This window comes from Photobacterium chitinilyticum (genome assembly GCF_004104355.1).
Classification (GTDB): domain Bacteria; phylum Pseudomonadota; class Gammaproteobacteria; order Enterobacterales; family Vibrionaceae; genus Photobacterium; species Photobacterium chitinilyticum.
This window is the reverse complement of the sequence record NZ_RJLM01000004.1, coordinates 422,497-446,323: the sequence shown is the minus strand read 5'-3', so window position 1 is coordinate 446,323 and position 23,827 is coordinate 422,497. Positions and strand designations below refer to the sequence as shown.

Here is a 23,827-nt window from a genome sequence, read left to right as displayed (position 1 = left end):
ATCAAATCTTCCTTGGGTCCAACGCGTCTTGCAGCGAATCAGAGAACATGTTGAAGGCCAACACGAGTACAAACAGCATGCCTGAAGAGGCGAAGAAGTTGCAGAAATAACCTGCCGTCACCTCACCACTGGCCTCAGCGATCATAAGCCCCCAGCTAATACTGTCTTTCACACCCAAGCCGAGGAAGCTCAGAATCACCTCACTTTTAATGGCAGTGATAAACAACAGTGTCATCTCTACCAGAAGGATGTGCGACGTATTGGGTAGCAGGTGTTTGAAGATCACTCGGTAAACCGGCACGCCCAACGAGCGAGCGGCTTCGGTAAACTCCATATTCTTCAGCTTTATCACCTCACCCCGCACCAACCGTGCCGTTCCCATCCAAAAACAGGACATCATGGCGATATGCATGGCATAAGGGTTATCGGCCAGGGCGACCGCAAAAGCGGCAACCATCAAATAATATGGAATACAATCAAGACAGTTCATCAGCCAGAGAAATAGCTCGTCAATCCATGTTCCCGAAAAATACCCGGTGGTCGAACCTACCAGCGCGCCCGTGATCGTGGCCACAACAGCAACGGTCAACCCAACCTCAAAAGCGGTTTTGGTACTGTAAATAGCCCGTTGGAAAATATCCTGACCATTAATATTGGTACCGAACCAATACTCGGCCGTCGGTCCCATTTGCCCGTCGGCAAGCAGTTCATCCCATCCCTGGGCTATCAGCCCTAGCCACGCCAAAATAGCGATAAGAAGATATAAGCCAACCACAGACAGGCTGATCATACCGACCTTGTCACGAATAAATTTTTGAAATGCTTTGGTCCAAAGGGATTCACGTTTTGCAGGTACCACCGCGCTACTTCCCTGTTCCATTATTGCGTCCGACATTGCTTATTGTCCTTATTTAAGAGAAATACGCGGATCGACGACGCGATACAAGATGTCCACCAGGCTCACAACAAGGATAAACATCAACGTAGTCAACACGATGATCGCCTTCAAGACAGGCAGATCGCCGGTAGTAATCGCATCGTAGGCAGTCAGCCCGACACCAGGAATACCAAAGTAACTTTCCAGCAACAGCGCACCGCCTACAATCACGAAAGGAATGGAGAACACAATGCGAGTTACGATTGGAATCAGGGAGTTTCTCAGGACATGCTTGAACAAAATCGTGCTCGCACTATGACCAAATGCTTTGGCTGTGCGAACATGATCTCGGGTTGTCTCTTCAACAATCACAGCTCGATAAAATCGAGTGTTGTAGCCCAGAGCCACAAACACCGATGAAATCGTCGGTACCGTTATGTAATAGAGATAATCCGAAAGGGAATTTACCTCCCAGCCATAGACTGGGAAGAGATTCAGGCCATAACTGGAGCAGAATATCAGCTGCGTCGTTATGATTACGATGAGATACGAGATACTCATCCCCACCACTGAGGATGACATGATCAATTTATCCAACCAGGTAGAGCGATGCATCGCTGCAAACAACGCCAGCAATATCCCCAGCACGTTACCTAGAATAAATCCGGGCAACTGCAAGGCGATCGAGACCGGAATAGTTTTCGCCAAAATCGACGTTACCTTCTCTCCAGTTGAATCGGAATAGCCGAAATCAAACAGCAAGACTTCTTTGATGTACTCAAAATAGCGCACAAAGAAAGGCTGGTCGTAACCCAGCTGATGCCGGATCTCATTGATCTCTTCGATGGTAGGGTTACGGCCCAGCAAGTCATACGTCTTGTCCGGTCCGAAATAAACCATCAACACAAAGCTGATAAGCGTCACCCCAAAAAGCAAAGGGATGCTGTACATCAGCTTCCTGATACAGTGTTTTAAAATCTCCATAATGACCCAGCTTTAGTTATGATTTGATATCAACGTATTTTAGATAGTTACCTATTACGTCACGCTGAGGCCACATAATGGCATTCTTGTGCCACATACGAATACGCGTGCGCGAGTAACCGCCGATACCAACACAATCATCGACAACCATCTGGTTCATCTGCTTATAAATTTCGGTACGTTCCGGACTTGGCTGCATGATAGAAGCTTGCTCGTAGAGCTTGTTGAACTCAGGGTTGTTGTAGTTCGAACCATTCGAACCCGGTGAACGGTTTGGACCATAGAACAGCTGCAGGGTATTCTCAGCATCCGGATAGTCTAATCCCCATCCCATAGGAATTAGCTGGGTTTTACTCATCTTCACATCTTTGTTGAAATCGCCGAAAGTTGCGTAAGATTTATTCTTAATCTTGTTCTTCGGATAACCAATTTTGGTCAAGTTACCGCGGAACTGCTCGAAAAACTGCTTGTTTCGAGTGCTCGATACACCAGGGAAATACAAGACCGGCAGGCTTCGCTTATTCCAACCATGTTCCTTCAGCAGTTTCTTGGCCCCGGCAATATCTTGCTTGATAGAAGCCTTATCCATTGCAGGGTCAAAACCGTCTGTACCCGGAACGATGAAACCAGGATAAGCCTCACCTATCCCTAGATAGAAACGAGAAACTCGCTGTGGCCAGTTAAATGACTTCACAATCGCACATCGCAGCGCTTTATTGGCGGCACCGATCTTAGGATCTTCCGAGTAACCGAAGTATTCATCGTCAAAATTGAAGAAGTTATACACGAGGCCCGCTTCAGGATTCACCCGGAAGTTAAACTTCTCTGCGTATTCAGGCTTTAGCGTTACAGGGTGCTTGCTGGCAAGCACTTCATTCATCTGCTCATTTTGCAGCGTCGTATTAACAATTTCCGTCCCTTTGCTGAAAGAGTTCCAGCGTGCGGAGGCTTGTTTCACCCAATTAAGCTCGACACGATCGACAATCGGAAGCGTCTTGCCATCCAAGGTAGCGATACCGGTAAAGCCGTGCACTTTTTCATCGTAACCAGAACCAGCCACATCAAAAATTTCTTGTCGATAATTGGTGTTTTTTTCCAACACCGTTTTAGTACTGTTATGTGAAACCACCTTAAATGGCCCAGAGCCTACCGGGTGTACAGACAACTCGCGCCCATACTTTTCAACCGCTTCAACAGGCACGATACCCGAATACCCCATCGCCAATGTATAAGTCAGCTGAGGAAACGGTTTAATCAATTTTATTTGTACGGTGTGAGCATCTAAGGCTTGCAAGCCTTCAATGGATTTTGTGTAGTCAGAACCGTTGGCTTTCCAGTCATCGACGCCAACAATCTTGCCCGTCCACAACCAAGAACCCTGAGAGCGGTTTTTCGGATCAAAGTGACGCTTGATTGAATAAACAAAATCGGCAGCCGTGACCTCTCGGCCCTTACCATCAGCAAACGCAGGGTCGTCAATAAACTTCACGCCTTTCTTTAGCTTAATGGTATAGGTCAGCCCGTCTTCCGACACCTGTGGCATGTCTACCGCCAGATTAGGTTTGAGCTCATAGGGAGATTTCAGATATTTGTATTCGTAGAGTGTGTCATAAACTGCAGTAGTAACAGTGTTCGCATATGTTGTGCCGGCTTGAACCGGATCAAAAGTGGTTGGCGTGCCGTCTTCGGAGAACTTCAAGACCTTGATGTCATCCGCCAACGCCAAGCTGGAGGCTACAAGCGCCGCCAGCGGTAACAAAGTGATTTTTTTCATATAACTTCCTGTTAATTAATTCTCATGCTTTGTATTACATCCATGAGCGATACTTACTGAGCAAAAGCTGTCTCCTTCTGCCCTAAAACCGGGGCTCAACAGACGGGCGGCAACTGGCTCAACATCCAAGTTTCACCCGAAAAAACCTCAGCAACTCGAGGATGCCAGAGAGTCAATAATCCCAATTTATAAAAAGAATATTAAGCCATCTGAAACAAGTGCAACAGCATATTGCAGCATAAGTGGGAGGTAATGCAAATATTTCTAAATATCCGATGTGGCTATGATAGTGACTTATACCAATCCGATAAATGATATCGCTTAACCCCATTACAGCGAGAAAATAACCTGCAAGATAAACGCTCTGAGAATATTATTTCCACATGGTGGAAAAGAAAGAGTCAAAGGGCTGAATAGCGCACCCCATACATTGACAAGTCACCGCGATGAGACGAAATGAAAAAACGAGTAATACCGGATCAATTCAGTATTTCCCTATGTGAACATTACCTCTCTGACTTAACGGCATAAATCATTTATATTTAGGCCCAGTAAACAGCAGTTATGAGGAAAAGAAATAATGAGGTTTGATGCTATCCTTTGGGATTATGATGGAACGATTGTCAATTCTGTCCCTAAGAATATCGATATTACAAAGAGTATTTTATCTAGGGTTGCTCCTCATTTAGCAGGAGATAATTTGCCTCGCTACCTACAAAGCGAGTCCGCTTACCATGAAGCAAATCATGCTGCAAAAAATTGGCAAGAACTCTACGTAAAATACTATGGCATGACTGAATCTGAAATGTTGACGGCAGGAGCGTTGTGGGCTGAACACCAGCTAAGCAATACTACCCCAGTCGAACTTTTCGCAGAAATTGACTCAACGGTACGTGCATTATCTGCTGTGCCACACGGAATTTGTTCCCAAAACTCATCAAAAAACATCATGAATGTATTAACCCAGGCTCAGGTTAATTCTTATTTCAATGCAGTCATCGGTTATGATGACATACCTAACAACCATCAGAAGCCTGCACCTGAAAGCGGAGTGGTTTGTTTAAAGCAAATATTTAATGAGTTAGAAAACAAGTCAATTGTATATATCGGTGACCATGAAGCCGACGTACAGTTTGCCCGAAATCTACAGGCAACAATGCCCTCTAGTGCCAAGGTCACTTCGGTCGCTGTGGCTTATAGTGGTGCGATACCTGAAAGCTGGTCAACACAACCCGACTTTATTATTCGATCACCTCAAGAATTACTCTCTCTATGCAATCCCCATATAGATAAGTAAAAATCTTAACAAAGAATACTTAATGGCCACCTATAAGCTATCAGCAACTCGGTATACATTTGCTGCATTTAACTAGGTGGCACTTGGTAGCTGAAATTGATTAATAGAGATACACCATTCCTGAACTAACCGCTCAGAACAGAACATAACGCTATGTATTACACATTGGCAAACTGTGGCAACCATTGACGTTGTGCGGCGAACATTTCTGTAAACATCCCGTCAATTTGCTCCAGTGTACAGACTGTTGCCGTCACCGGATCCAGAGCCAATGCATACCGAGCGGCATCAAGGTTATGGGTTAATGCCGCTTCTACAATCAGTTCTTGCACCGCGGTATTCGTTTTGATCAAGCTGGCACACTGCATAGGCAAGCGCCCCATTTTCTGAGGATGAAGCCCTTGGCTATCAACCCAAATAGGCACTTCGACCACACAGTTTTCAGGTAGGTTATCGATCAGCAATCCCGCTGACTGGCGGTTAGGTACATTACCATTGATCCGTACACGTTCACCACTTACCACCGCGTTAATCAACTTCGGCGCATTGAGCATATTCGGTTCGATGACAAATTTCTGTATGCCTGCCAACTGGGCGTCAATTTCAGCCTCTCCCGCAGCATGCACTTTTTCTTCCAGCGCCAACAGATCCCAGCGTTGAGGAAGGAAGTGATTAATCATCTCTTCGTTTTTGCGGAAATAAGGCAGGTAATCACTGCAGTGCCAATGATTTTCGGTGCACCATAAACCAAAAAACTTCAATACTTCACAACGAACGCCATCAGCGGCATAGACCTTCGGGTTATTAAACAGTTCACGGATCTTAGGCTGCATATTCTCACCATTAGCCATTAACTTGGTGATCCACGTCATATGATTAATGCCCGCAAATTCATAATCGATGTGCGAAGGAACCTCTTGATACATCAGTCGCTGCCAGCGCTCGGGGGTTGACGGGTGATCGATCCAATCACCTTCCCCCAGATACCCGACAAGCTGAGCCGCAGTATAGCGAACGCCATAACACAAACCGATAGACTTAATCGGGCTAGAATCCTTTGCCGCCCAGGTTAACGGCGCCAGTGGGTTGGCGTAATTGATGAACAACGCCTCGGGGCATACCTCTTCCATGTCTCTCAGTATGGCCAGCATCGGAGGAATATGACGTAAAGCCCGAAAAATACCGCCGGGACCCATCGTGTCGCCAACTTCCTGTATCACACCGTATTTTGCCGGTATTTGCATATCCAGCCGCCATGGTTCCAAGCCTCCGACCTGAATGGCATTGATCACAAAGTCAGCACCAGTCAACGCCTGACGCCTATTTGTGGTCATGCTAATCCGTACACTGATATCAGCTTGATCAACCATTTTGCTAATAAGCTGATAGCTCCTTTTAAGTACCTCGGAGTCGATATCCATCAGCACCAGGTCAATGCCATTCAAAGCAGGATAAGAAAGTAAGGCCGAAGTAATCTGGCGAGTGAACATCACACTGCCCGCACCGATAATAGTTATCTGAGTCATATCTATACCTTATTAAAAAGTAGCCGCCGCCATGATCCCATGTGCTGTTTCAGCAACATGCTATGGATCATCAACGAAACAAGAATGGTGACGCCATAGATCAGGCGAGTCCAAAAACCCGCCAATCCGGCACTAATTATCCCGGCTTCCAAAATACCGATAATGCAAGCGCCAAATAGTGTACCCATCAAGGTACCGCGCCCCCCAAGAACAGAGGTGCCACCAATGAACACCGAGGCAAAAACCAATAGCATGTAGCCCTGCCCCTGATTAGGCCACCAGCTGCTCATCTCAAGACTGACAAATACCCCGACCAGAGCCGACATTGCCCCCATCAGCATGAACAGTAATAAACGAGTCCGTTCAACCGGCACGCCCATCATTCGTGCAGCCGTCGGGTTATCACCAATGAAATTGACGTTATCACCAAAAACATGGTGTGACAGAAGCAGCCAGAGCAAGAAAACCATCAACAGAGCCCACAACACCTGAGCAGGAACCACCTCAGCAATACGCCCGACCATCAGTGTATGAATCCAACTGTCGCGCACCTGCGGAATACTAAGAGCAAGACCATCGGCCAGCACGGTTGTCAGGCCACCAAGAAAGAACTGGGTGCCAATGGTGGCAATAATCGAAGGAATACGGAAATAAACCACCAGTATCCCGTTCAGAATACCGCAAACCAAACCCGCAGCAATCGCCCCCCCGAGGGCAAGCAAGGGAGACTGGGTAGCCTGAAAGATGGCTGAAAAGACAAAGCCGCCCAGTGCAACAACCGCCGGAAAACTCATATCGATTTCACGTGCGATAATCAACAGCGTTAATGCAAAAGCCAGCATTGCGGTAAACGGAATTGTTGACATAAATGAAATGTAAATACGGCCATATAGGAAGGTATCCGGGCTTGAAACCGTAAATACCCCCCAGAGAGCTACAAGGATAAATGCAGTTAACACCGGAACCCGATGACGTAACATGAAAGTGTTCATCAGGCCCCTCTCCCTACAGCATCCAACAACGCCAGCTGCAGCGAAGACTGGGTCATCTGTGATTTTCGGTATTCCGCCACAATACTGCCGCGATCCATCACCACAAACCGGTCGGCAACACGGTAAGCATCATTCATGTTATGGGTGATCAGCAAACATGCTCTGCCCTGCGACTTTAATGTCTCGATAAAGCACAATACTTTCTCAACCTCACCCACCGACAGAGCCGTCGTCGGTTCATCCAATATCACGACCCGAGCATCAAATAACATGGCACGGCCGATTGCCAACCCCTGACGTTCACCACCTGAGAGCGAACTCACCGGCGCATCAATATTGGCTCCGACACCACGAAAATCTAAAGCCTTGAGAAGCTGAGCAGCCTGCCGACGCTCTTCTTTGTAATCAATAAATCCCAGCCTGTTGCGAAAATGCCGACCAAGAAATAAATTGCGCCAAACGCTCTGCTGCTCACCGAGTGAGCCAGACTGATACACCGTTTCAATACCTAACTGGCGGGCCTGTTGTACCGAATAACGGTGAGTCGGTACTTTCTCTCCACCAATCAACAACTGACCATCCTCAATTTGCTCGGCACCGGCAATCAGCTTGATAAGGGTTGATTTTCCCGCTCCGTTGTCGCCGAGCAACGCACACACTTCACCACGATTAAGCGAAAAATGAATATCTTTTAACGCATGAACAGGGCCAAACCATTTATTCAACCCGGTCAATTCAAGCACTCGCTCCGTCATTAACGAATGCCTTTTGCCGCTAATGGGGCAATAAAGTCAATATTGCTCTGGCTGACAAATCCGGCACCAGTATTAATGTCCAGACCTGAGAACCCATAACGCTTACTCAACACAACCTGTATTACCGACAGGTAACCCATCAAGTACGGTTGACTGTCGGCAACAAGCTGAACATAACCAGTTTTAATCGCATCCGCAGTCGCTGGTGAAAGGCTAAACCCGGCGACATACAACTCTTGCGGGCGAACCCCGGCATTACGCAAAAAGTTCCCCATTTGCGAGGTCAGCGCCCCATGATCCACCATAATCAACTTCACATTTGGGTTGCGCGCCAAGTATGCCGTGATCACATTGGTTCCAAGGGAAGGATCTTTATCTGTTTCTGGTGAGATCTGCAGGAAATCAACAGCTAAACCAGCCTCTTCGAGGGTACTAATCAGCCCACGGGTAGAATCACTGCGCTCGGCAATATCTTTAATGCCCCAGACCATCGCTTGGTCTCCGGATTTGAACTGACCACGGCGCAATGCTTCTTTGGCCAAATGAACACCACGCACTGCATTACTTACCCCTACATAGCCAAATCCTTTACTTTGATCTGCAGCCATAATGCCAGGAAGAGCGGTATCAACAGAGGAGACCTGAACACCTTTGCTAAACGCTTCGCTAACCAAACGTTCGTAGGCGCTGTCACCAGGATGTCCCATCACTACGATACCAGTTGGTTTGGCTGCCAATGCCAGCTTGAAGTTTTCAATCATCTTTTGTGGCTGCCAATCAGAGTACATCACACGTAGATCAACACCCAGATCGCCCGCCGCCTGTGTCGCTCCGTTTTGAACAACCGTCGCGTATGGCCCTCCTACCGGGCCACCGACATCAAACCAAATCGACATGTCCTCCCCTGACGGAGAAGCCATTGCAGTCGAAGCGGATAACGAGAACACAGCCGACAAAAGAGCAGTCAACACTGCTTTTTTTGATTTACAGGATAAAACGCCACAAATACTCACAACAACAATACTCCAGATTGGTATAACCATGAGTTGCACATAATACTCCTCGAGTATTGATCTTTGATCAAAATAATATTCTTTTTATGAGTTCTATCTCAGTAAGTGAAAAGATCGACAGAGACTAAGAAAGAGAAGAAGGAAGAAAAGTATTGAGCGTTAGCCAAGCACTTCTGCTGAGCTTTCTGAATGTAGCGAAGTGCTTCAAGGGTATTGCGGATTTACTTCGCTCTTTACCAAGCAACAGATGTAAAAAAGCCAGCAATTAAGCTGGCTTTTTTAAATGTGGCGGAGAGATAGGGATTTGAACCCTAGATACGCTACAAACGTATGCCGGTTTTCAAGACCGGTGCTTTCAACCACTCAGCCATCTCTCCGTAAGTGCGGCGAATAATACACACCCATTTTGTAAGTGTAAATACCCCACAGAACCAACCGCCTAGTTATCAATCAACATTGTTGAATTTCAATCAGTGGTTATGTATTTCTGACTGTATTTTCTCTCGCACATTCATTTTGCATATAAAAGTACCCAATGAATCTCCGACGTTGCATCCGAAAAGAACAGTGTGAACTAAAATAAGAAACGAATAACAAAAAAGGAAGCTTATGTGAAGTTCGGGATACAACTATTCGCCGTGATTATCATTCTATTTAGCAGTGCTGCAAAGGCTTCGAGCACCGAATTTATCCATGATCTGTATCTACGATAAACGTTCCCGCCAGGCCGAAATTAGTCAGAGTTTCAATTCTGACCGTCTCAATTAACCACTCTACTAATGACTCAATTCACAAGTCAAAAATTAGCTTTCCACCCGAGCGGCTACTCGTGCACGACCTAAAGGCAACCTTGGCTTTCGAGTAACCAAATAAACCGCTACTGCCGCAAGCAAAAATCCAACAACTCCATAGCCATCAAATGATTCACCAAAGACCAACCAAGCTTGGAAGGCTGTCATAGGTGGCACCAGATAAAAAGTTGATGCTACTTTTGATGCCTCACCATTCTTAACCATATATAGAAGCAGTATAATTGCGATGCCCGACAGCACGAGAACAAGCCATACCAAGGCAAAGATAAACTCAGGCGTCCAGTTGACCACCATCGTTTCGGTTGTCAACGCAACGGGCATAAACAACAAGGCTGCCGCGGTATATTGCCATACGGCCCCACCGATCATATCAACCCCTTGGCAGAACTTCTTCTGATAGAGGGTACCTAGCGTGATCCCCAACAGAGCGAAAAGTGTAAACACATAAGCGGCCTGACGGCTCCCCTCATGCTGCCACTCCATGTTTCCTTGCAGTACCAACCCAATCCCGACAAAGCCGATCAACAAACCAACCCACTGTGAAAGCCGCATCCGCTCATTCCAAGCCATCACCATAATCACCGCCGTTAAAATCGGCTGTAACCCTACCAACAACGAACATAAGCCCGCTGGCATTCCAAGTGAAATTGCTTCATAGGTACCGCCAAGATAAAAGCCATGAATCAATAGTCCAGCTATCACCGAATGAAACAACGCCTTACCTCGTGGTAAATGGGCACGTAGAATGAACATCAGCAAGATAAATACCACAACATTGGCGGCCATTCTGAGAAAAAGAAAGGTGGCAGGCTCCGCATAAGGAAGGCCAAACCGGGCACCGATAAAGCCCGAGCTCCAGAGAACAACAAAGATAAACGGTATCATGCGAGCAACCATCACTATTTCCTTTCCTTTTTATTTGTTAGACATTACTTTAATTGGGTACAGAAAAGTTAATAGGGACAGATTTAAGCTATTTTTAGGGTACAGATAAACTAGGAGACGGGGCGTGTCTAAGAAGTATCAACAAGTTGTCGAACTTATCAACGAGCGAATCAACAAGCAAAGCTATCAACCAGGCGATAAGCTTCCCTCTATTCGTGACTTAAGTACCCAGTTGGCAATCAGCAAGAATACTGTCATCCGCGCCTACCAGCAGCTTGAGGCTGGTCAACGAATTGAGGCACATCCACGATCAGGTTATCTGGTTGCCAAACGTGCAAATCCGGGTATCACAGCTATCAGTGAACCCGGCTATGTCGACTTGATGTCGCTAAGCAAAGAGATCATGAGCCTGTCTCTTTCTCGTCAGGTGTTGGCCGCTGGCTCTGCGCATCCAGACACCCGCTTTCCGGCTATTCGGTCTCTTTATGCCGAAATCGGACGCCATAGTCGCTACCAAACCAATATTCCAAGCCATTATCAGCTTCCTCCGGGAAACGAAGACCTGATCAGACAACTCGTTTTTATCAATCAAGAACTCGGCGTTACAACCTCTGCAAATGATATCCTGATCACTCACGGGGCGCAGCAGGCCATCAGTCTCAGCCTGCAAGCGATTACCCAACCCGGTGATATTGTACTCGTCGAATCTCCGAGCTATTTTGGCAACCTGCTCCTACTTGAGTCTCTTGGGCTAAAAGTCGTCGAGATCCCCGCCAGTATAACGAGCGGCATTGACTTACAGGCTTTAAAGCAAGCTCTTGATCGCTGGCCGGTTTCTGCCATTATCATCAACCCCAGCTTCAATAACCCTATCGGCTATGTCATGTCGCAACCTGATCGGCTAACTTTTCTAGCTATCACCAGTGGTATTCCGATCATTGAAGATGATGTTTTCGGCGGATTGGCCTATAACCACAGACCATTGCCCCTAAAAGCACTGGATGTGGAAAACAGAGTTATCTATTGCAGTTCATTGTCAAAAACACTGGATTCCCGTCTGCGTATTGGCTGGGTTATTGCGGGGAAGTATCAACATCAAATTGAAAAGCGGCTAATGACAGACAACATGGGCAGCTTGAACCTGATGCAATCTGCTGTTGGACAGTTCCTGACGACAGGCAAGTTCCGTCAACACCTTGGCAAGATACGTAAGAGCTACGCCAAGAAACAACGCCTATTTTTTCAAACTTTCACAGCAGAGCTCGATCGCTATTCATGGCTACAAAACCACTATCACCTCTCCCAGCCTGAGGGAGGCTTTCTATGCTGGCTGACCTTGCCAAAGAGCGCAAATTGCAACGATATTTATCAACAAGCGCTTCGCCACAATATCAGCATACTGCCCGGGAGTATGTTTAGTACCCAAAACCAACACAACCACTGTATTCGTCTGAGTTTCGCCACTTTTGATGAAAACCGCCAATGGGAAAAGGGGCTGGAAAAACTCGCACAGATAATTGCATCCCATCTCAAACCTCGCGAGTAATGGCACGGCGAATAACAAAGGCAATGACTCCAACACTTATGCTCGGCATAGCGATATATGCAGCGACAAATGAACTATGCTTGGGTTTAACTTGAAGAATAAACCTTACGAACCAAAGGCTTTAATTCATGAAATTCCCTGTCGTTCGCCCCGAATACCTTTTTTCCCTATCTCTTTTATCAGGGGTATGCGCACTGCCCTCGACAGCCTATGCCTCGGTGGTACTCAACGGTTCTAGCAACAACATGGATTATCAGGTTTCACTGGTTGCCGAACACCTATCAGTTCCATGGGGTATAACATTCATCACTAGCCAGAAACTGTTGATCACCCAGCGTCACGGGGAAGCCGTTATTCTCGATATTTCAAACAACAGCCAAACAGCGGTTAAAGGCCTTCCCGACGTTACTGCCAGCGGACAGGGCGGATTACTCGACGTTATCACCGAGCCGGGATACCAACAGCCTAATGGCTGGTTGTATTTCACCTACAGCAAAACTATTGGTAATCAGGCAGTAACCGTGCTGGCTCGCAGCAAGCTCAAAGTAGATACACTGACTCAGTGGCAAGAACTGCTCGTTACCCATTCAGCCACACCAACCTATCGCCATTTTGGTAGCCGTATCACCTTCGACCAGCAAGGCCATCTGTTCTTTTCCGTCGGCGATCGTGGTGAACGCGACAACGGACAAGATTTAACAACACATGCCGGCAGTATTCTTCGCCTCAACCATGACGGTACAGTACCTGCGGACAATCCTTTTGTTGCCCACAAAGCAGCACTTCCCGAGATCTGGAGCTATGGTCACCGTAACCCTCAAGGCTTGGCATTTGACATCGACAGCAAACAACTATGGGCAAGTGAGCATGGGCCTCGTGGAGGCGATGAAATCAACCTGATAAAAAAAGGCAGCAACTACGGCTGGCCTGTCACCTCTCATGGCAAAGAGTATTGGGGACCAATTTCGGTAGGAGAAGCCAAAGAAAAAGAAGGGATAGAATCACCGCGAAAAGTCTACATACCTTCCATTGCGCCGGGTAGCCTATTGCATTATACCGGCACAGCCTTTCCCGGCTGGCAAGGCGATCTATTCGTTGGTGCATTGAAACTAGAACACATCAATCATCTTACCCTTAGCCCGGAAGGCATTATTACCTCGGAAGAGCGCCTGCTATTACCGTTACAAGAGCGGATCCGAGCACTGGTGCAAAGCCCCGAAGGCTGGATTTACTTCACCACCGATAATGGAAACTTGTACCGGATATCACCGCTAGAATAACCGAATAAAAACACCAGTCCGTTCAATTGAATTTCACTATAGAACACAATAAAAGCAATCAGTTGCATTTGGTATATGTCTCGCAACGTTCTTAAGCTTCACAAGCTAAAATATCATTGCATTATGCGGGGGCTGTATCTGCCCATACCCCGCTTGCTTGAACAAGCTCAAGGAAAGATGTACCAATATGGATATTCACTCGCTCAAAAATCACTACTGTGCAACGCCGGCACTACTCGATGAAGCCTTTGCCATTCGATATCAAGCCTATTTACAGCAAGGTTATATTGATACCAATAACCAACAAAGGCTGGAAGACGAATTTGACCATATGCCAAACAACCATACCTTTGTACTGCGGCAAAATAATCAATCGATAGCTTCTTTACGGATATCGATAATCAATCAACAACCAGGTTGGATAGATATTCCGGTAAAGCGGCTATTTCCCGAAACCTTTATGGAACTAGAAAAACAATATGACACCCTTGTCGAACTAAACCGCCTTACCGTATTACCCGATATTACCGACTTTTCAGCCACCGTTCCCCTTGCCCTGTTTGCCAATGCAATGCATTTAACTGAGGTAACAGGAAAAACGCTCGTCATTTGCGCCGCTAGGAAAAATCATAAACGATTTTACGAGCGCTTAGGATTTAAGAAGATAACCGATTACAAACGCTATCCTACCCTAAAGTTTGATACCGCAATGTTTGTCAGTGAGTGGGATCCTTGCTCCGATCTGCTAGCCCAGTACCCATTGGCGGTACATTACCCCCAGCTCAAATCTGCATTATCAAATCATGATTGGGCGCAAATCTTATCCTAATATTTGCTCCGCAATCAGCTTAATGCTCATTGAGGACCTGTGTGATCTTGGTTACTAAAAAAATCCCCTATGCCATGGCCTAGGGGATTTCATTTATTAAGTGGGTAACTGAATTATAAATGTTCACCACGGCGCAGCGCATCGATACGCTTATCGAGAGGTGGGTGCGTCATGAACAACTCGGATAGTGACTTTTTACCATTAATACCGAAAGCCATCATCGAACCTTCAAGCTGAGATTCATGACTTACCTTCAGGCGTTCAAGCGCAGCAATCATTTTTTCTCGACCGACAAGGTGTGCCGACCCGGCATCGGCTTTAAACTCACGGTGGCGGCTATACCACATCGTCAAGATGCTCGCCAGGAAGCCAAACAATACTTCCATAATCGAAGATACGATGAAGTACATCATAAAGCTGCCCCCTTCGCCTTCACCGTCTTCATCGCCGTTATTGAACCCACTAACCGCACCGGCAACCAAACGCGAAACGAAAATGACAAAGGTATTCACTACACCCTGCATCAGCGTCATCGTCACCATGTCACCGTTAGAGATATGGCTGACCTCGTGTGCCAATACAGCTTCTGCTTCATCGCGTGTCATACTACGGAGCAAACCCGTAGATACCGCAACCAACGAGTCATCCCGCTTAGCGCCTGTCGCGAAGGCATTGATATCAGCGGACTCATAAATAGCAACGGTTGGCATACCGATACCCGACTGCTGTGCCTGACGCGAAACAGTTTCCATTAACCAGTGTTCGGTTTCATTACGCGGGTGCTCAACCACCATGCCGCCGACCGAACGCAACGCCATCGACTTAGACATAAACAGTGAAATCAATGAGCCGCCAAAACCGAACAATGCCGCCATTACCAATAAGCCATTCAAACTACCTGGCTGTAAACTGGTAAAAGCGTAGATAAGGTTCAAGACAACACTGAAGACCAGCATCACAGCAAGGTTAGTTGCCAAGAACAATGCAATCCGCTTCATATTTTTAATATTCTCCAATAGCAATCAAGCTTTCTAGTTCTACACAAACGATGGAGCATCACACACTTATTTCATATGATACAAGCCAATCAATTTGTTATTTATAGTATGGTCGATCAATCCAATTACAAGTAAAAGGGCTAAATTGTTACGTTTCGTTATTATTTACCACAGAATGCACCGCCGTAAATCTTGTTTAACAACCTAGTCAACAATCGGTGATGTGAGTCATAAATGACGGCTTTAGACTTTAGTCTTATTGAAAGTATGAAGGCATTCCACTATTGTCGAGTGTATAGCATTAACAACGCAGTATACCACCGTCAAATTTTCAAGGAGGAATGATGGCTGATCACGAAAACTATCAGGTTGCTATTGATATCCTACGCTGCCATTTAGGCATGTCAGCAGACGAAGCTCACAAAGAACTTGGTATTGAGCCAGCGGGTAGCAAAACGCTATCTGATACACAGGAAGCGCTTATCGGGCTAACCGTCGAAAGTTAATCTAGTACGAAAACCGACTTCTAAAACCTCCTCTTTTTGAGGAGGTTTTTCTTTTTGACGTAGAAAACATCTAACACATGAGAAGTGTGACACTTATCACTAAATACAGCCTGCATTCAGTGTGATAAAAGCATAATAGCCCGCATATAACTATCAAAGATAAATCTGCCTGTATATCCCATTTTCGTCAGTGACGTCCTCGCGGTCTACAGGAGTTATGGTTCTTATTATGCAATCTACTCTAATCAAAACAGAAAGCACCCAAACTGAGGTGCAACCATTACACCCTCTTATTGTTTCAACCGCATACTTCTTCGGACTGGCACTACTGCTTGCGTTTTCCGCTCTTGTCATCCACCTGGAAGTTACCCAAATCAATGGCAGTATCGGTGAAGACTCGCTAGTCGAATGCCTCCAGGAAGGTTACCTTCTCATTACCGCCGGTCTCTTTGCTGCCGTTGCAATCAAACGCAGTGAACTACGGGGATTTGCTTTTTTGGTCAGCGCGTTTTTCTTTATTATATTAATCCGGGAGCTTGATAGTTTATTCGATCAAATTCACCACGGTTTCTGGAAGTACCCAGCATGGCTGCTAGCTACCATCGCCATTGGTTATGCGCACTCCCATAAGGAAACGTCAATTGATCCACTGACAAACTACATCAGCCATAAAAGCTACAGCCTGATGCTCGCTGGCATTGCAACATTGTTCATTTTTGCCCGTATCTACGGCATGAGTGATTTATGGCAAGGGGTCATGCAGGAAAGCTATATACGTTCGGTTAAAAACCTGGCAGAAGAAGGAATGGAGCTACTTGCATACAGTCTCATCATGTTCGCAGCCGGTTGGTATTGCCTTCCTGAACTCTTAAAGAAGGGCAAATGAGGCCACATCTAGCCGCCTGATATACTGGATGCATTTGATAAATCTAAAGCAAATAAAAAACCCTGCATTTCTGCAGGGTTTCTATTATCGATTAACTCACACGATATAAGAAGGCGTTTACAAACCTAGTGGTGACAGGTCAATGTACTTAGACAGATCACGCTTCTTTATACCTGGCATATATGGGATCTCGCCCAGCTTCTGGCCTGGTAAGTTTTCTTCCAGCATGCGAATAATTTCTGCGTAGTTTTCAGTGCCCGGATTAATGCGGTTAGCCACCCAGCCTACTAGCTCCAGGCCATCATGCTTAATTGCTTCAGCGGTAAGAATTGCATGGCTTAAACAGCCAAGCTTAACACCGACAACCAGAATGACCGGCAATTTCTCCTGCTTCACCCAGCTAGAAAGAAAATCAGAGCGAGATACCGGCACCCGCCAGCCCCCTGCGCCTTCAACCAGAACAACGTCAGATTTTGACTTAAGGTGATCCAAGCCCTGAGACAAGGTATCAAAGTCAATTACCCGCTTTTCCTGCTCAGCCGCTAAGTGCGGTGATACCGCCGCTTCGAACGCATACGGATTTACTTCGTCATAGGCAAGCTCTACGACTGAGGCATCCTGAATATATAATGCGTCTGAGTTACGCATCCCCTCATCGGTCGGCGCACTGCCCGACGCAACAGGCTTATAACCCGCCATCTTAATGTTCGCGCTGCCAGCTGCGTGTAAAATTGCGCGAGAGGCAACAGTTTTACCGACTTCGGTATCTGTTCCTGCTACAAAGAAAGCGTTAGTCATTAATAATTACTCCAAAACAGACTTGGTATGTTGCCGGCAGTTGACCATTCTCATCTCGGAACTCATCATAAGCGCCTTCTAATGCCTGAATCGTTTTACGACCGGCCAAGCCTGCTTTGCGCTCCTGCTGCAGATGCGTTGCCCCTATCCCTTTCAGGTCTTTCATGAGTTCAACTGCCGTATTGTATTGCATCTTAATAGGCCTGAATTCTAGGCCATCACTCGGGCAGCCCGCTTGCGCCAGCGCAAGTTTTATCTTTTTTTGCGAAAGAAACTCGTTCACATGTTGATGCTGATCAACCTGCAGCCAAGACTGAGAAAGCTCATACAGTGAGCCGTCAACGAGTGTTGTAAACAGGATCAGGCCTCCCGGCTTGACGACTCGCTTCATTTCTTTGAGCGGAACAGAAAGATTATCACACCACTGCAGAGCCAAGCTGCTAAAGGCAAGGTCATACTGGTTGTCTGCAAGCGGCAGGTTTTCGGCATCGGCTTCCAGATATCTTGCTATGTCACCGCAGCGCTCTTCAGCACGAGCGAGCATTTGCACCGATAAGTCAGCAGCACAAACCTGATAGCCGCGCTGCAGCAACTGTTCACTGAAATACCCGGTCCCGCAGCCAAGATCAAGTGCGTTACAGCCCACCTGACTGACAGCCGGGAGCTTATCTAATAACAGATGACCGACCTGGCGCTGAAATGCAGCCGCCTTATCATAGTGCCTGGCCGCGCGGCCAAATGCCTCGGCAATAGCCTGCTTGTCTTGCGGTTGGATCTCATGCTGACCATGAGTGACTGCATTCATTCCATTAGTCATGAATCACCTCATTAATACCTATTGCAAGCTTCTCTATATCAGATCGACTGTGCGCTGCCGTCAGTGTAATACGCAGACGAGCACTGTTGGCCGGAACGGTTGGCGGACGAATCGCACTGACCCAGATCCCTCTCTCTTTCAGGGCAAGGGAGGCTGATACGGCTTTATCACTATTGCCAATAATCAATGGTTTTATCGGTGTCGTTGTTGCAACCAACTCAACTTCCGGCTCAACCCGTTCAGCAAGCAATTCACTGAGCTCTTGCAGCTTTTCCCGACGCCAGCCCCCCTGTTGGATCAAGTTACAGGCCTTGCTCAATGCATACGCCTGAGCCGGTGGCATCGCTGTCGAATAGATAAAATGACGCGCAAACTGCACTAAGTAGTCAGCCGTTTCCTCGCTGCACAGCACTGCCGCCCCTTGTAGGCCAAATGCCTTACCAAAGGTGACAACCAAAATATCGGCTTTAATACCGGCCTGATCACAGCTGCCACGTCCCTGCTCTCCCAATACGCCGCAGCCGTGGGCATCATCGACAACCAGCCAGCTATTGTACCTGGCACACAAGGACTTCATTTCTGCAAGCGGTGACAGATCACCGTCCATACTGAAAACCCCTTCAGTCACTACCATGCTGGCTGCTTCGGGGTGTTGGTGGTGACAACGTAACAGGGAGCGATAAAGGGCTGTTGTATCGTTATGTGGAAACCGTCGCATCGTAGCCGGTGACAGCAACCCAGCCTCCATCAGCGACGCATGATTCAGCTTATCCTGGATTAGTACATCATCCTTTTCGAGCAGTGTGAACAGCAGCGCCTGGTTGGCACTGAATCCGCTGCTAAATAGCAAGGCTCTGTCATATCCAAGCCAGTCAGCTAACTGCACTTCGAGTTCATGATGTGCTGAGTGAAAACCGGTAACCAACGGTGAGGCACCACTACCTGTACCGTATAGGCTTAAGCCCTGCTGCCAAGCCTTGATCAACTCGGGAGCTTGGGCCAGACCAAGATAGTCATTACTGGAAAAGTTAACTAGCGACTCCCCATGGCATTCAATCATCTGCTGACGACGATCGAGGCGGGTACGCTGGCGATACAAACCCTGAGCCTTACGCTCACTCAGGGCCTGTACAATGCGGTGTTTAAAGCGAGGCATCGTAGAAAAGATCGTCTTTTGTCGGGCGTGCAGCAACTCGCTGAGCGACCTGACCCAACAACTCTTGCTCTTGTACTTCATCCGGCTTCGCTGCTTGCTGCTGGCGATTAATCCCCAGCTTTTCAAACAGCATCATGTCTTTGTCTTCACCCGGATTCGGTGTAGTCAGTAATTTGCAGCCATAGAATACCGAGTTGGCACCCGCCATGAAGCAAAGCGTCTGCATCTGTTCGTTCATGTCTTCGCGACCGGCAGAAAGTCGAACGGCAGATTTCGGCATAATAATACGCGCGACCGCGATAATACGGATGAAATCAAACGGGTCGACATCATCTACCGATTCCAGCGGCGTACCTTTGACCTTGACCAGCATATTAATTGGCACGCTTTCAGGGTGAACGGGCAGATTCGCCAACTCAACCAGCAAGCTAGCACGGTCACGCGAGCTTTCACCCATGCCGATTATACCGCCTGAACAAATTTTCATTCCCGAGTCACGAACATGACCCAGGGTATCAAGGCGATCCTGATAGGTACGGGTGGTGATAATATTGCCGTAATATTCTGGTGAGGTATCGAGGTTGTGATTGTAGTAATCAAGGCCGGCACCAGCCAACTCATTGGCCTGATCACCTGTGATCATCCCTAGGGTCATACAGGTTTCCAGTCCCATCCCCTTCACGCCACGTACCATGTCGAGCAGATACGGCATATCGCGCTCTTTCGGGTTTTTCCAGGCTGCTCCCATGCAGAATCGAGTCGCCCCCGACTCCTTGGCTTTATTGGCGGCCTCCAATACACGCTCGACTTCCAGTAAGCGCTCACGCTCAACGTCGGTACGGTAATGGGCACTCTGCGGGCAGTACTTACAATCTTCCGGACAGGCGCCGGTCTTGATTGAAAGCAAGGTACTGACCTGTACCTTATTCGGCTCGTGATGCTGGCGATGAACGAGCTGTGCTTCAAACACCAAATCCATAAACGGCTTGTCAAATAAGGCTTGAACTTCCTCGATGCTCCAGTCGTGACGTATTTCCACGTGTATAACCTCTATTGTCAGTGGCTGTCCGGCAACTGGAATACTCGTAGGGCCAGAGCTAAACAGCGACTTGATTTATTCTGTTTTCATTTGATTCAATACATTAAATATCGATCCAAACGAGTATCAATACTTGGCTAGTCTACTTCGACTTAGTAAACTGTCAACCATCAACAAGGCCAAAGGTTTACATCTGTGCAAAAATTAATCAACGCAATTGATCTGGAATTTGACCAGCAGCACGTCTGGCACCCTTACACCTCGACACTCAACCCACTACCATGTTACCCGGTAGAGAGTGCCGACGGAGTCTACCTACAGTTAGAGGACGGACGTAAGATTATTGACGGGATGTCGTCTTGGTGGTCGACCATTCACGGCTATAACCACCCGGCACTCAATCAGGCTGCCAAGGCGCAGATTGATAAAATGTCTCATGTAATGTTTGGTGGTATTACCCACCAGCCAGCAGTCGATTTATGCAAGAAGCTGGTCGACATGACGCCGGCACCATTGCAGCATGTATTCCTGGCTGATTCGGGATCCGTTGCTGTCGAGGTCTCGCTAAAAATGGCCCTACAATACTGGCATGCCAAGGGAGAACGCAGGCCAAAATTTCTCACCATCAAACATGGCTACCACGGCGATACGTTTGCTGCGATGTCGGTTACCGATCCGAATAACTCCATGCACAGCCTGTATAAGGGCTTCCTGCCAGAACACATTTTTGCTCTATCACCAGAATGTCGGTTTGATGAAGAGTGGCGCGAAGATGATATTTCTGACTTCAAACAGAAGCTAGAATCCAACCAGAACGACATTGCCGCTGTGATCATTGAACCGATCGTCCAAGGTGCAGGTGGCATGCGGATCTACCATCCGATCTTTCTTAAACGCGTTCGTGAACTATGCGACCAAGCTGGTATCTTGCTTATCGCCGATGAAATTGCCACCGGCTTCGGTCGTACCGGCAAGCTGTTTGCCTGCGAGCACGCGGGGATCAGCCCAGATATTATGTGTGTCGGCAAAGCACTGACCGGTGGTTACATGACGCTCTCCGCAACCCTGACAACCAAGCACGTTGCTGACACGGTATGTGGCGGAGAAGCCGGTTGTTTCATGCATGGTCCTACCTTTATGGGCAACCCGCTGGCCTGCGCCGTCGCCAATGCCAGCCTTGAACTGCTGCAACAAGGTCTCTGGCAACAGCAAGTGGCCAACATAGAAAAACAGCTTGCTCAAGAATTGCCTGAAATCGGTAAGCTCGAAAAGGTAAAAGACGTACGCTGGCTGGGGGCAATCGGGGTGGTTGAGCTCTATGAGCCTGTTGATATGGTCCAAATACAGAAGGATTTTGTAGACAACGGTGTCTGGATTCGCCCTTTTGGCACACTTGTCTACATTATGCCTCCATTTATCATTAAACCACAGGAACTTAGCCGCCTAACTTCCGCAATGTTGTTAACTCTGCAGTAGTATCGAAAAGCAGACAATTTCCTAAAATTGTCTGCTTATACTAATCACTAACGTTACATCCATTAAATAACGTCAGTAAAGGCTATGAACTATGCAGTTACCCCTTTTTCCGTTACAGCTATATTTGTTACCGGGTGGTATCAGCAAACTCAGGATCTTCGAACCAAGGTATACACGCTTAGTTAAACTCGCTATGGCATCTGGTGAAGGCTTCGGCCTTTGCATGAAGGATGGTGATACTCTTTGCCACTTTGGCACCCGTGCTATCATTACCGACTTTGAGCGTTTATCCGATGGTTTGTTAGGTATCACAGTTAAAGGTGTCGAGAAGTTTATCATCAATGAACACAGGCAAGAGGATGATGGGCTACGGTTTGGCGATATCACGCTGATGAAGAACTGGTCACCGACGATAATGAAGTTTTCCGACCGTGATATAGCAAACAGTCTTCGAGCCCTATTTGATGAGTACCCTGAGCATGCCACAAACTATCCCATACCGGACTACGATGATATGACCTGGGTATGCCAACGGTGGTTAGAAATATTACCCTTGGAAACAAATCAGAAACAATGGTTTATGAGTAGAAGTGATCATCGCGCTGCGCTGTCTTTTCTACACAATATTATTAATGAACAATTAAAAAAAGAATAACACGAGACAGAGGATTTCTTGGTGTTATGTCTCAATCTATGTCCACGGACGTGTCTATTCACAGCGACATGATTGAGATTTCCATCCAACCTGAACCACTGAACCAACCAGAGCTTACCCCCTGCCATCACGAGCAAGCCGCTTATCTACCGTGTGTCGATACCATCGCGATAACTGTCGGCGAATAAATGAAATCTGGATGACCCAAGCGACAGGCTTCAACCACCAAACCTGCTGCAACAATAAAATGTAGGCATCCATTTCGCGATAGAGCACACCATGACCATCCCAAACATGCAGTTCCCTTAGAGCCTGAGCCGGGTCAATGCCATGTTTCATCATGTAGTCTTCCTGGCCCGTAATATCGAACCAATAAACTTGATCAATATGTTTGCCAAGCCATAGCTCGTAGCGAGCCCGATCTTCAACACAACTAGCGCAGGAGCCATCATAAAAGACGGTCAAATGTATTCTTTCCATTTCACCTACCTCAATAACTTTCCAACTAAATCTGCTTTCTTAAATGTAGAAATAAATGTCTAAATTTGGCAGTAAATAAAAGGATTTGTTGTTAAATTACAACAAATCAACAATCGGTAATGATAACCACTCCCACCCGTGTAAAGGTCTTGATAAATTCGTTAATTTTATCACCTCAATCATTGGCTAATTATAGCAAAATGATTGTTTCCATAACTGAACCAATAATAACTCACTCATCGCAGAGATAAAAATAAGCTCTTGAAAAATAGAGAAATACTTCAACTTCCAAATTTAACATTCGGAGAGGAATCACAAACAAACCATTTGTCACACTTTTAACAAAACAAAAACAGATAGCCAGATTGATTTTCCTGCCTAGAATATTCCTCCCACAACGTCGCCAAGACACTTTGCCTCTACCGACAATTAATAATTAGAAAAAT

The 23,827-nt window shown here is 46.9% G+C and carries 22 protein-coding genes and 1 tRNA gene; 8 read left to right on the top strand and 15 right to left on the bottom strand.

Features of this window, described 5'->3' with window-relative positions; genetic code table 11:
* Nucleotide 1 precedes the first annotated feature (1 nt).
* Genes EDI28_RS13015 through EDI28_RS13005 form a run of 3 tightly spaced genes read right to left on the bottom strand, consistent with a single transcriptional unit; the run spans nucleotide 2 to nucleotide 3,635 of the window.
* Nucleotides 2–895 (bottom strand): ABC transporter permease, encoded by an 894-nt coding sequence (locus EDI28_RS13015; protein ID WP_128784306.1) that lies wholly within the window; start codon nucleotides 893–895, stop codon nucleotides 2–4.
* A gap of 12 nt (nucleotides 896–907) precedes the next feature.
* Nucleotides 908–1,861 (bottom strand): ABC transporter permease, encoded by a 954-nt coding sequence (locus EDI28_RS13010; RefSeq protein ID WP_128784305.1) that lies wholly within the window; start codon nucleotides 1,859–1,861, stop codon nucleotides 908–910.
* Nucleotides 1,862–1,877: 16 nt separating this feature from the next.
* Nucleotides 1,878–3,635, bottom strand: a complete 1,758-nt coding sequence (locus EDI28_RS13005; protein ID WP_128784304.1) for an ABC transporter substrate-binding protein — start codon at nucleotides 3,633–3,635, stop codon at nucleotides 1,878–1,880.
* A gap of 580 nt (nucleotides 3,636–4,215) precedes the next feature.
* On the opposite strand from EDI28_RS13005, the gene EDI28_RS13000 reads away from it, so the two are divergent.
* Nucleotides 4,216–4,932, top strand: coding sequence for an HAD family hydrolase (locus EDI28_RS13000; protein WP_128784303.1), 717 nt, complete (start codon nucleotides 4,216–4,218; stop codon nucleotides 4,930–4,932).
* Nucleotides 4,933–5,090: 158 nt separating this feature from the next.
* Here the strand turns inward: EDI28_RS13000 and EDI28_RS12995 are convergent, their stop codons facing one another.
* The 6 genes from EDI28_RS12995 to EDI28_RS12970 all read right to left on the bottom strand — a co-directional run bounded on the left by EDI28_RS12995 (nucleotide 5,091) and on the right by EDI28_RS12970 (nucleotide 10,927).
* Nucleotides 5,091–6,458 (bottom strand): alpha-glucosidase/alpha-galactosidase, encoded by a 1,368-nt coding sequence (locus tag EDI28_RS12995; protein ID WP_128784302.1) that lies wholly within the window; start codon nucleotides 6,456–6,458, stop codon nucleotides 5,091–5,093.
* Nucleotides 6,459–6,460: 2 nt separating this feature from the next.
* Nucleotides 6,461–7,450, bottom strand: a complete 990-nt coding sequence (locus EDI28_RS12990) for an ABC transporter permease (protein ID WP_128784301.1) — start codon at nucleotides 7,448–7,450, stop codon at nucleotides 6,461–6,463.
* On the bottom strand, nucleotides 7,450–8,205 hold the full coding sequence (locus tag EDI28_RS12985; protein WP_128784300.1) for an ATP-binding cassette domain-containing protein: 756 nt from the start codon (nucleotides 8,203–8,205) through the stop codon (nucleotides 7,450–7,452). The genes EDI28_RS12990 and EDI28_RS12985 overlap by 1 nt, the downstream gene beginning before the upstream one ends.
* Complete coding sequence (locus tag EDI28_RS12980; protein WP_199287424.1) at nucleotides 8,205–9,101, bottom strand: sugar ABC transporter substrate-binding protein; 897 nt, start codon at nucleotides 9,099–9,101, stop codon at nucleotides 8,205–8,207. Before EDI28_RS12980 ends, EDI28_RS12985 begins: the two co-directional genes overlap by 1 nt.
* 403 nt (nucleotides 9,102–9,504) lie before the next feature.
* Nucleotides 9,505–9,595, bottom strand: a tRNA-Ser gene (locus tag EDI28_RS12975).
* A 426-nt stretch (nucleotides 9,596–10,021) separates the two neighbouring features.
* Nucleotides 10,022–10,927: a DMT family transporter gene (locus tag EDI28_RS12970; protein WP_128784299.1), complete on the bottom strand. Its 906-nt coding sequence runs from the start codon at nucleotides 10,925–10,927 to the stop codon at nucleotides 10,022–10,024.
* 112 nt (nucleotides 10,928–11,039) lie between these two features.
* Between EDI28_RS12970 and EDI28_RS12965 the strand changes: the two genes are divergently transcribed.
* The 3 genes from EDI28_RS12965 (at nucleotide 11,040) to EDI28_RS12955 (ending at nucleotide 14,570) form a co-directional block, all read left to right on the top strand.
* Nucleotides 11,040–12,461: an aminotransferase-like domain-containing protein gene (locus EDI28_RS12965; RefSeq protein ID WP_128784298.1), complete on the top strand. Its 1,422-nt coding sequence runs from the start codon at nucleotides 11,040–11,042 to the stop codon at nucleotides 12,459–12,461.
* 128 nt (nucleotides 12,462–12,589) lie between these two features.
* Nucleotides 12,590–13,741 (top strand): PQQ-dependent sugar dehydrogenase, encoded by a 1,152-nt coding sequence (locus EDI28_RS12960; protein WP_128784297.1) that lies wholly within the window; start codon nucleotides 12,590–12,592, stop codon nucleotides 13,739–13,741.
* Nucleotides 13,742–13,928: 187 nt separating this feature from the next.
* On the top strand, nucleotides 13,929–14,570 hold the full coding sequence (locus EDI28_RS12955) for an N-acyl amino acid synthase FeeM domain-containing protein (protein ID WP_128784296.1): 642 nt from the start codon (nucleotides 13,929–13,931) through the stop codon (nucleotides 14,568–14,570).
* Between the two features lie 113 nt (nucleotides 14,571–14,683).
* Here EDI28_RS12955 and htpX read toward each other — a convergent pair whose 3' ends face one another.
* A complete protein-coding gene (gene htpX / locus EDI28_RS12950) occupies nucleotides 14,684–15,568 on the bottom strand; it encodes a protease HtpX (RefSeq protein ID WP_128784295.1) in 885 nt (294 codons plus the stop codon).
* A gap of 344 nt (nucleotides 15,569–15,912) precedes the next feature.
* On the opposite strand from htpX, the gene EDI28_RS26960 reads away from it, so the two are divergent.
* Both EDI28_RS26960 and EDI28_RS12945 read left to right on the top strand, forming a co-directional pair.
* Nucleotides 15,913–16,074 carry a hypothetical protein gene (locus EDI28_RS26960; RefSeq protein WP_164918543.1) on the top strand — a complete coding sequence of 54 codons (162 nt, stop codon included), beginning with the start codon at nucleotides 15,913–15,915 and terminating at the stop codon, nucleotides 16,072–16,074.
* 229 nt (nucleotides 16,075–16,303) lie between these two features.
* Nucleotides 16,304–16,960 (top strand): hypothetical protein, encoded by a 657-nt coding sequence (locus tag EDI28_RS12945; RefSeq protein WP_128784294.1) that lies wholly within the window; start codon nucleotides 16,304–16,306, stop codon nucleotides 16,958–16,960.
* Nucleotides 16,961–17,077: 117 nt separating this feature from the next.
* On the opposite strand, the gene bioD is transcribed toward EDI28_RS12945, so the two are convergent.
* Genes bioD through bioB form a run of 4 tightly spaced genes read right to left on the bottom strand, consistent with a single transcriptional unit; the run spans nucleotide 17,078 to nucleotide 20,770 of the window.
* Nucleotides 17,078–17,758, bottom strand: a complete 681-nt coding sequence (bioD, locus tag EDI28_RS12940) for a dethiobiotin synthase (RefSeq protein WP_128784293.1) — start codon at nucleotides 17,756–17,758, stop codon at nucleotides 17,078–17,080.
* Nucleotides 17,751–18,575 carry a malonyl-ACP O-methyltransferase BioC gene (bioC, locus tag EDI28_RS12935; RefSeq protein ID WP_128784292.1) on the bottom strand — a complete coding sequence of 275 codons (825 nt, stop codon included), beginning with the start codon at nucleotides 18,573–18,575 and terminating at the stop codon, nucleotides 17,751–17,753. The genes bioD and bioC overlap by 8 nt, the downstream gene beginning before the upstream one ends.
* Nucleotides 18,568–19,731, bottom strand: a complete 1,164-nt coding sequence (gene bioF, locus EDI28_RS12930) for an 8-amino-7-oxononanoate synthase (protein ID WP_128784291.1) — start codon at nucleotides 19,729–19,731, stop codon at nucleotides 18,568–18,570. Before bioF ends, bioC begins: the two co-directional genes overlap by 8 nt.
* Nucleotides 19,718–20,770 carry a biotin synthase BioB gene (gene bioB / locus EDI28_RS12925; RefSeq protein ID WP_128784290.1) on the bottom strand — a complete coding sequence of 351 codons (1,053 nt, stop codon included), beginning with the start codon at nucleotides 20,768–20,770 and terminating at the stop codon, nucleotides 19,718–19,720. The genes bioF and bioB overlap by 14 nt, the downstream gene beginning before the upstream one ends.
* Nucleotides 20,771–20,986: 216 nt before the next feature.
* Here bioB and bioA point away from each other — a divergent pair, with 216 nt between their 5' ends.
* Nucleotides 20,987–22,246: an adenosylmethionine--8-amino-7-oxononanoate transaminase gene (gene bioA, locus EDI28_RS12920; RefSeq protein ID WP_128784341.1), complete on the top strand. Its 1,260-nt coding sequence runs from the start codon at nucleotides 20,987–20,989 to the stop codon at nucleotides 22,244–22,246.
* 91 nt (nucleotides 22,247–22,337) lie between these two features.
* A complete protein-coding gene (locus tag EDI28_RS12915) occupies nucleotides 22,338–22,901 on the top strand; it encodes an LON peptidase substrate-binding domain-containing protein (RefSeq protein WP_128784289.1) in 564 nt (187 codons plus the stop codon).
* Nucleotides 22,902–23,015: 114 nt separating this feature from the next.
* Here the strand turns inward: EDI28_RS12915 and EDI28_RS12910 are convergent, their stop codons facing one another.
* Complete coding sequence (locus EDI28_RS12910) at nucleotides 23,016–23,381, bottom strand: DCC1-like thiol-disulfide oxidoreductase family protein (RefSeq protein ID WP_128784288.1); 366 nt, start codon at nucleotides 23,379–23,381, stop codon at nucleotides 23,016–23,018.
* Nucleotides 23,382–23,827: the final 446 nt, after the last annotated feature.

What these genes read in the sequence shown, in the direction of transcription:
- bioF (WP_128784291.1), bottom strand. Translation starts at nt 19,731, where the DNA reads ATGCCTCGCTTTAAACACCGCATTGTACAGGCCCTGAGTGAGCGTAAG.
- EDI28_RS13000 (WP_128784303.1), top strand. Translation starts at nt 4,216, where the DNA reads ATGAGGTTTGATGCTATCCTTTGGGATTATGATGGAACGATTGTCAAT.
- EDI28_RS12955 (WP_128784296.1), top strand. Translation starts at nt 13,929, where the DNA reads ATGGATATTCACTCGCTCAAAAATCACTACTGTGCAACGCCGGCACTA.
- EDI28_RS12980 (WP_199287424.1), bottom strand. Translation starts at nt 9,101, where the DNA reads ATGTCGATTTGGTTTGATGTCGGTGGCCCGGTAGGAGGGCCATACGCG.
- EDI28_RS13005 (WP_128784304.1), bottom strand. Translation starts at nt 3,635, where the DNA reads ATGAAAAAAATCACTTTGTTACCGCTGGCGGCGCTTGTAGCCTCCAGC.
- EDI28_RS12945 (WP_128784294.1), top strand. Translation starts at nt 16,304, where the DNA reads ATGCAATCTACTCTAATCAAAACAGAAAGCACCCAAACTGAGGTGCAA.
- htpX (WP_128784295.1), bottom strand. Translation starts at nt 15,568, where the DNA reads ATGAAGCGGATTGCATTGTTCTTGGCAACTAACCTTGCTGTGATGCTG.
- EDI28_RS12960 (WP_128784297.1), top strand. Translation starts at nt 12,590, where the DNA reads ATGAAATTCCCTGTCGTTCGCCCCGAATACCTTTTTTCCCTATCTCTT.
- EDI28_RS12995 (WP_128784302.1), bottom strand. Translation starts at nt 6,458, where the DNA reads ATGACTCAGATAACTATTATCGGTGCGGGCAGTGTGATGTTCACTCGC.
- EDI28_RS12990 (WP_128784301.1), bottom strand. Translation starts at nt 7,450, where the DNA reads ATGAACACTTTCATGTTACGTCATCGGGTTCCGGTGTTAACTGCATTT.
- EDI28_RS13010 (WP_128784305.1), bottom strand. Translation starts at nt 1,861, where the DNA reads ATGGAGATTTTAAAACACTGTATCAGGAAGCTGATGTACAGCATCCCT.
- bioD (WP_128784293.1), bottom strand. Translation starts at nt 17,758, where the DNA reads ATGACTAACGCTTTCTTTGTAGCAGGAACAGATACCGAAGTCGGTAAA.
- EDI28_RS13015 (WP_128784306.1), bottom strand. Translation starts at nt 895, where the DNA reads ATGTCGGACGCAATAATGGAACAGGGAAGTAGCGCGGTGGTACCTGCA.
- bioC (WP_128784292.1), bottom strand. Translation starts at nt 18,575, where the DNA reads ATGACTAATGGAATGAATGCAGTCACTCATGGTCAGCATGAGATCCAA.
- EDI28_RS12915 (WP_128784289.1), top strand. Translation starts at nt 22,338, where the DNA reads ATGCAGTTACCCCTTTTTCCGTTACAGCTATATTTGTTACCGGGTGGT.
- EDI28_RS12910 (WP_128784288.1), bottom strand. Translation starts at nt 23,381, where the DNA reads ATGGAAAGAATACATTTGACCGTCTTTTATGATGGCTCCTGCGCTAGT.
- EDI28_RS12985 (WP_128784300.1), bottom strand. Translation starts at nt 8,205, where the DNA reads ATGACGGAGCGAGTGCTTGAATTGACCGGGTTGAATAAATGGTTTGGC.
- EDI28_RS26960 (WP_164918543.1), top strand. Translation starts at nt 15,913, where the DNA reads ATGGCTGATCACGAAAACTATCAGGTTGCTATTGATATCCTACGCTGC.
- EDI28_RS12970 (WP_128784299.1), bottom strand. Translation starts at nt 10,927, where the DNA reads ATGGTTGCTCGCATGATACCGTTTATCTTTGTTGTTCTCTGGAGCTCG.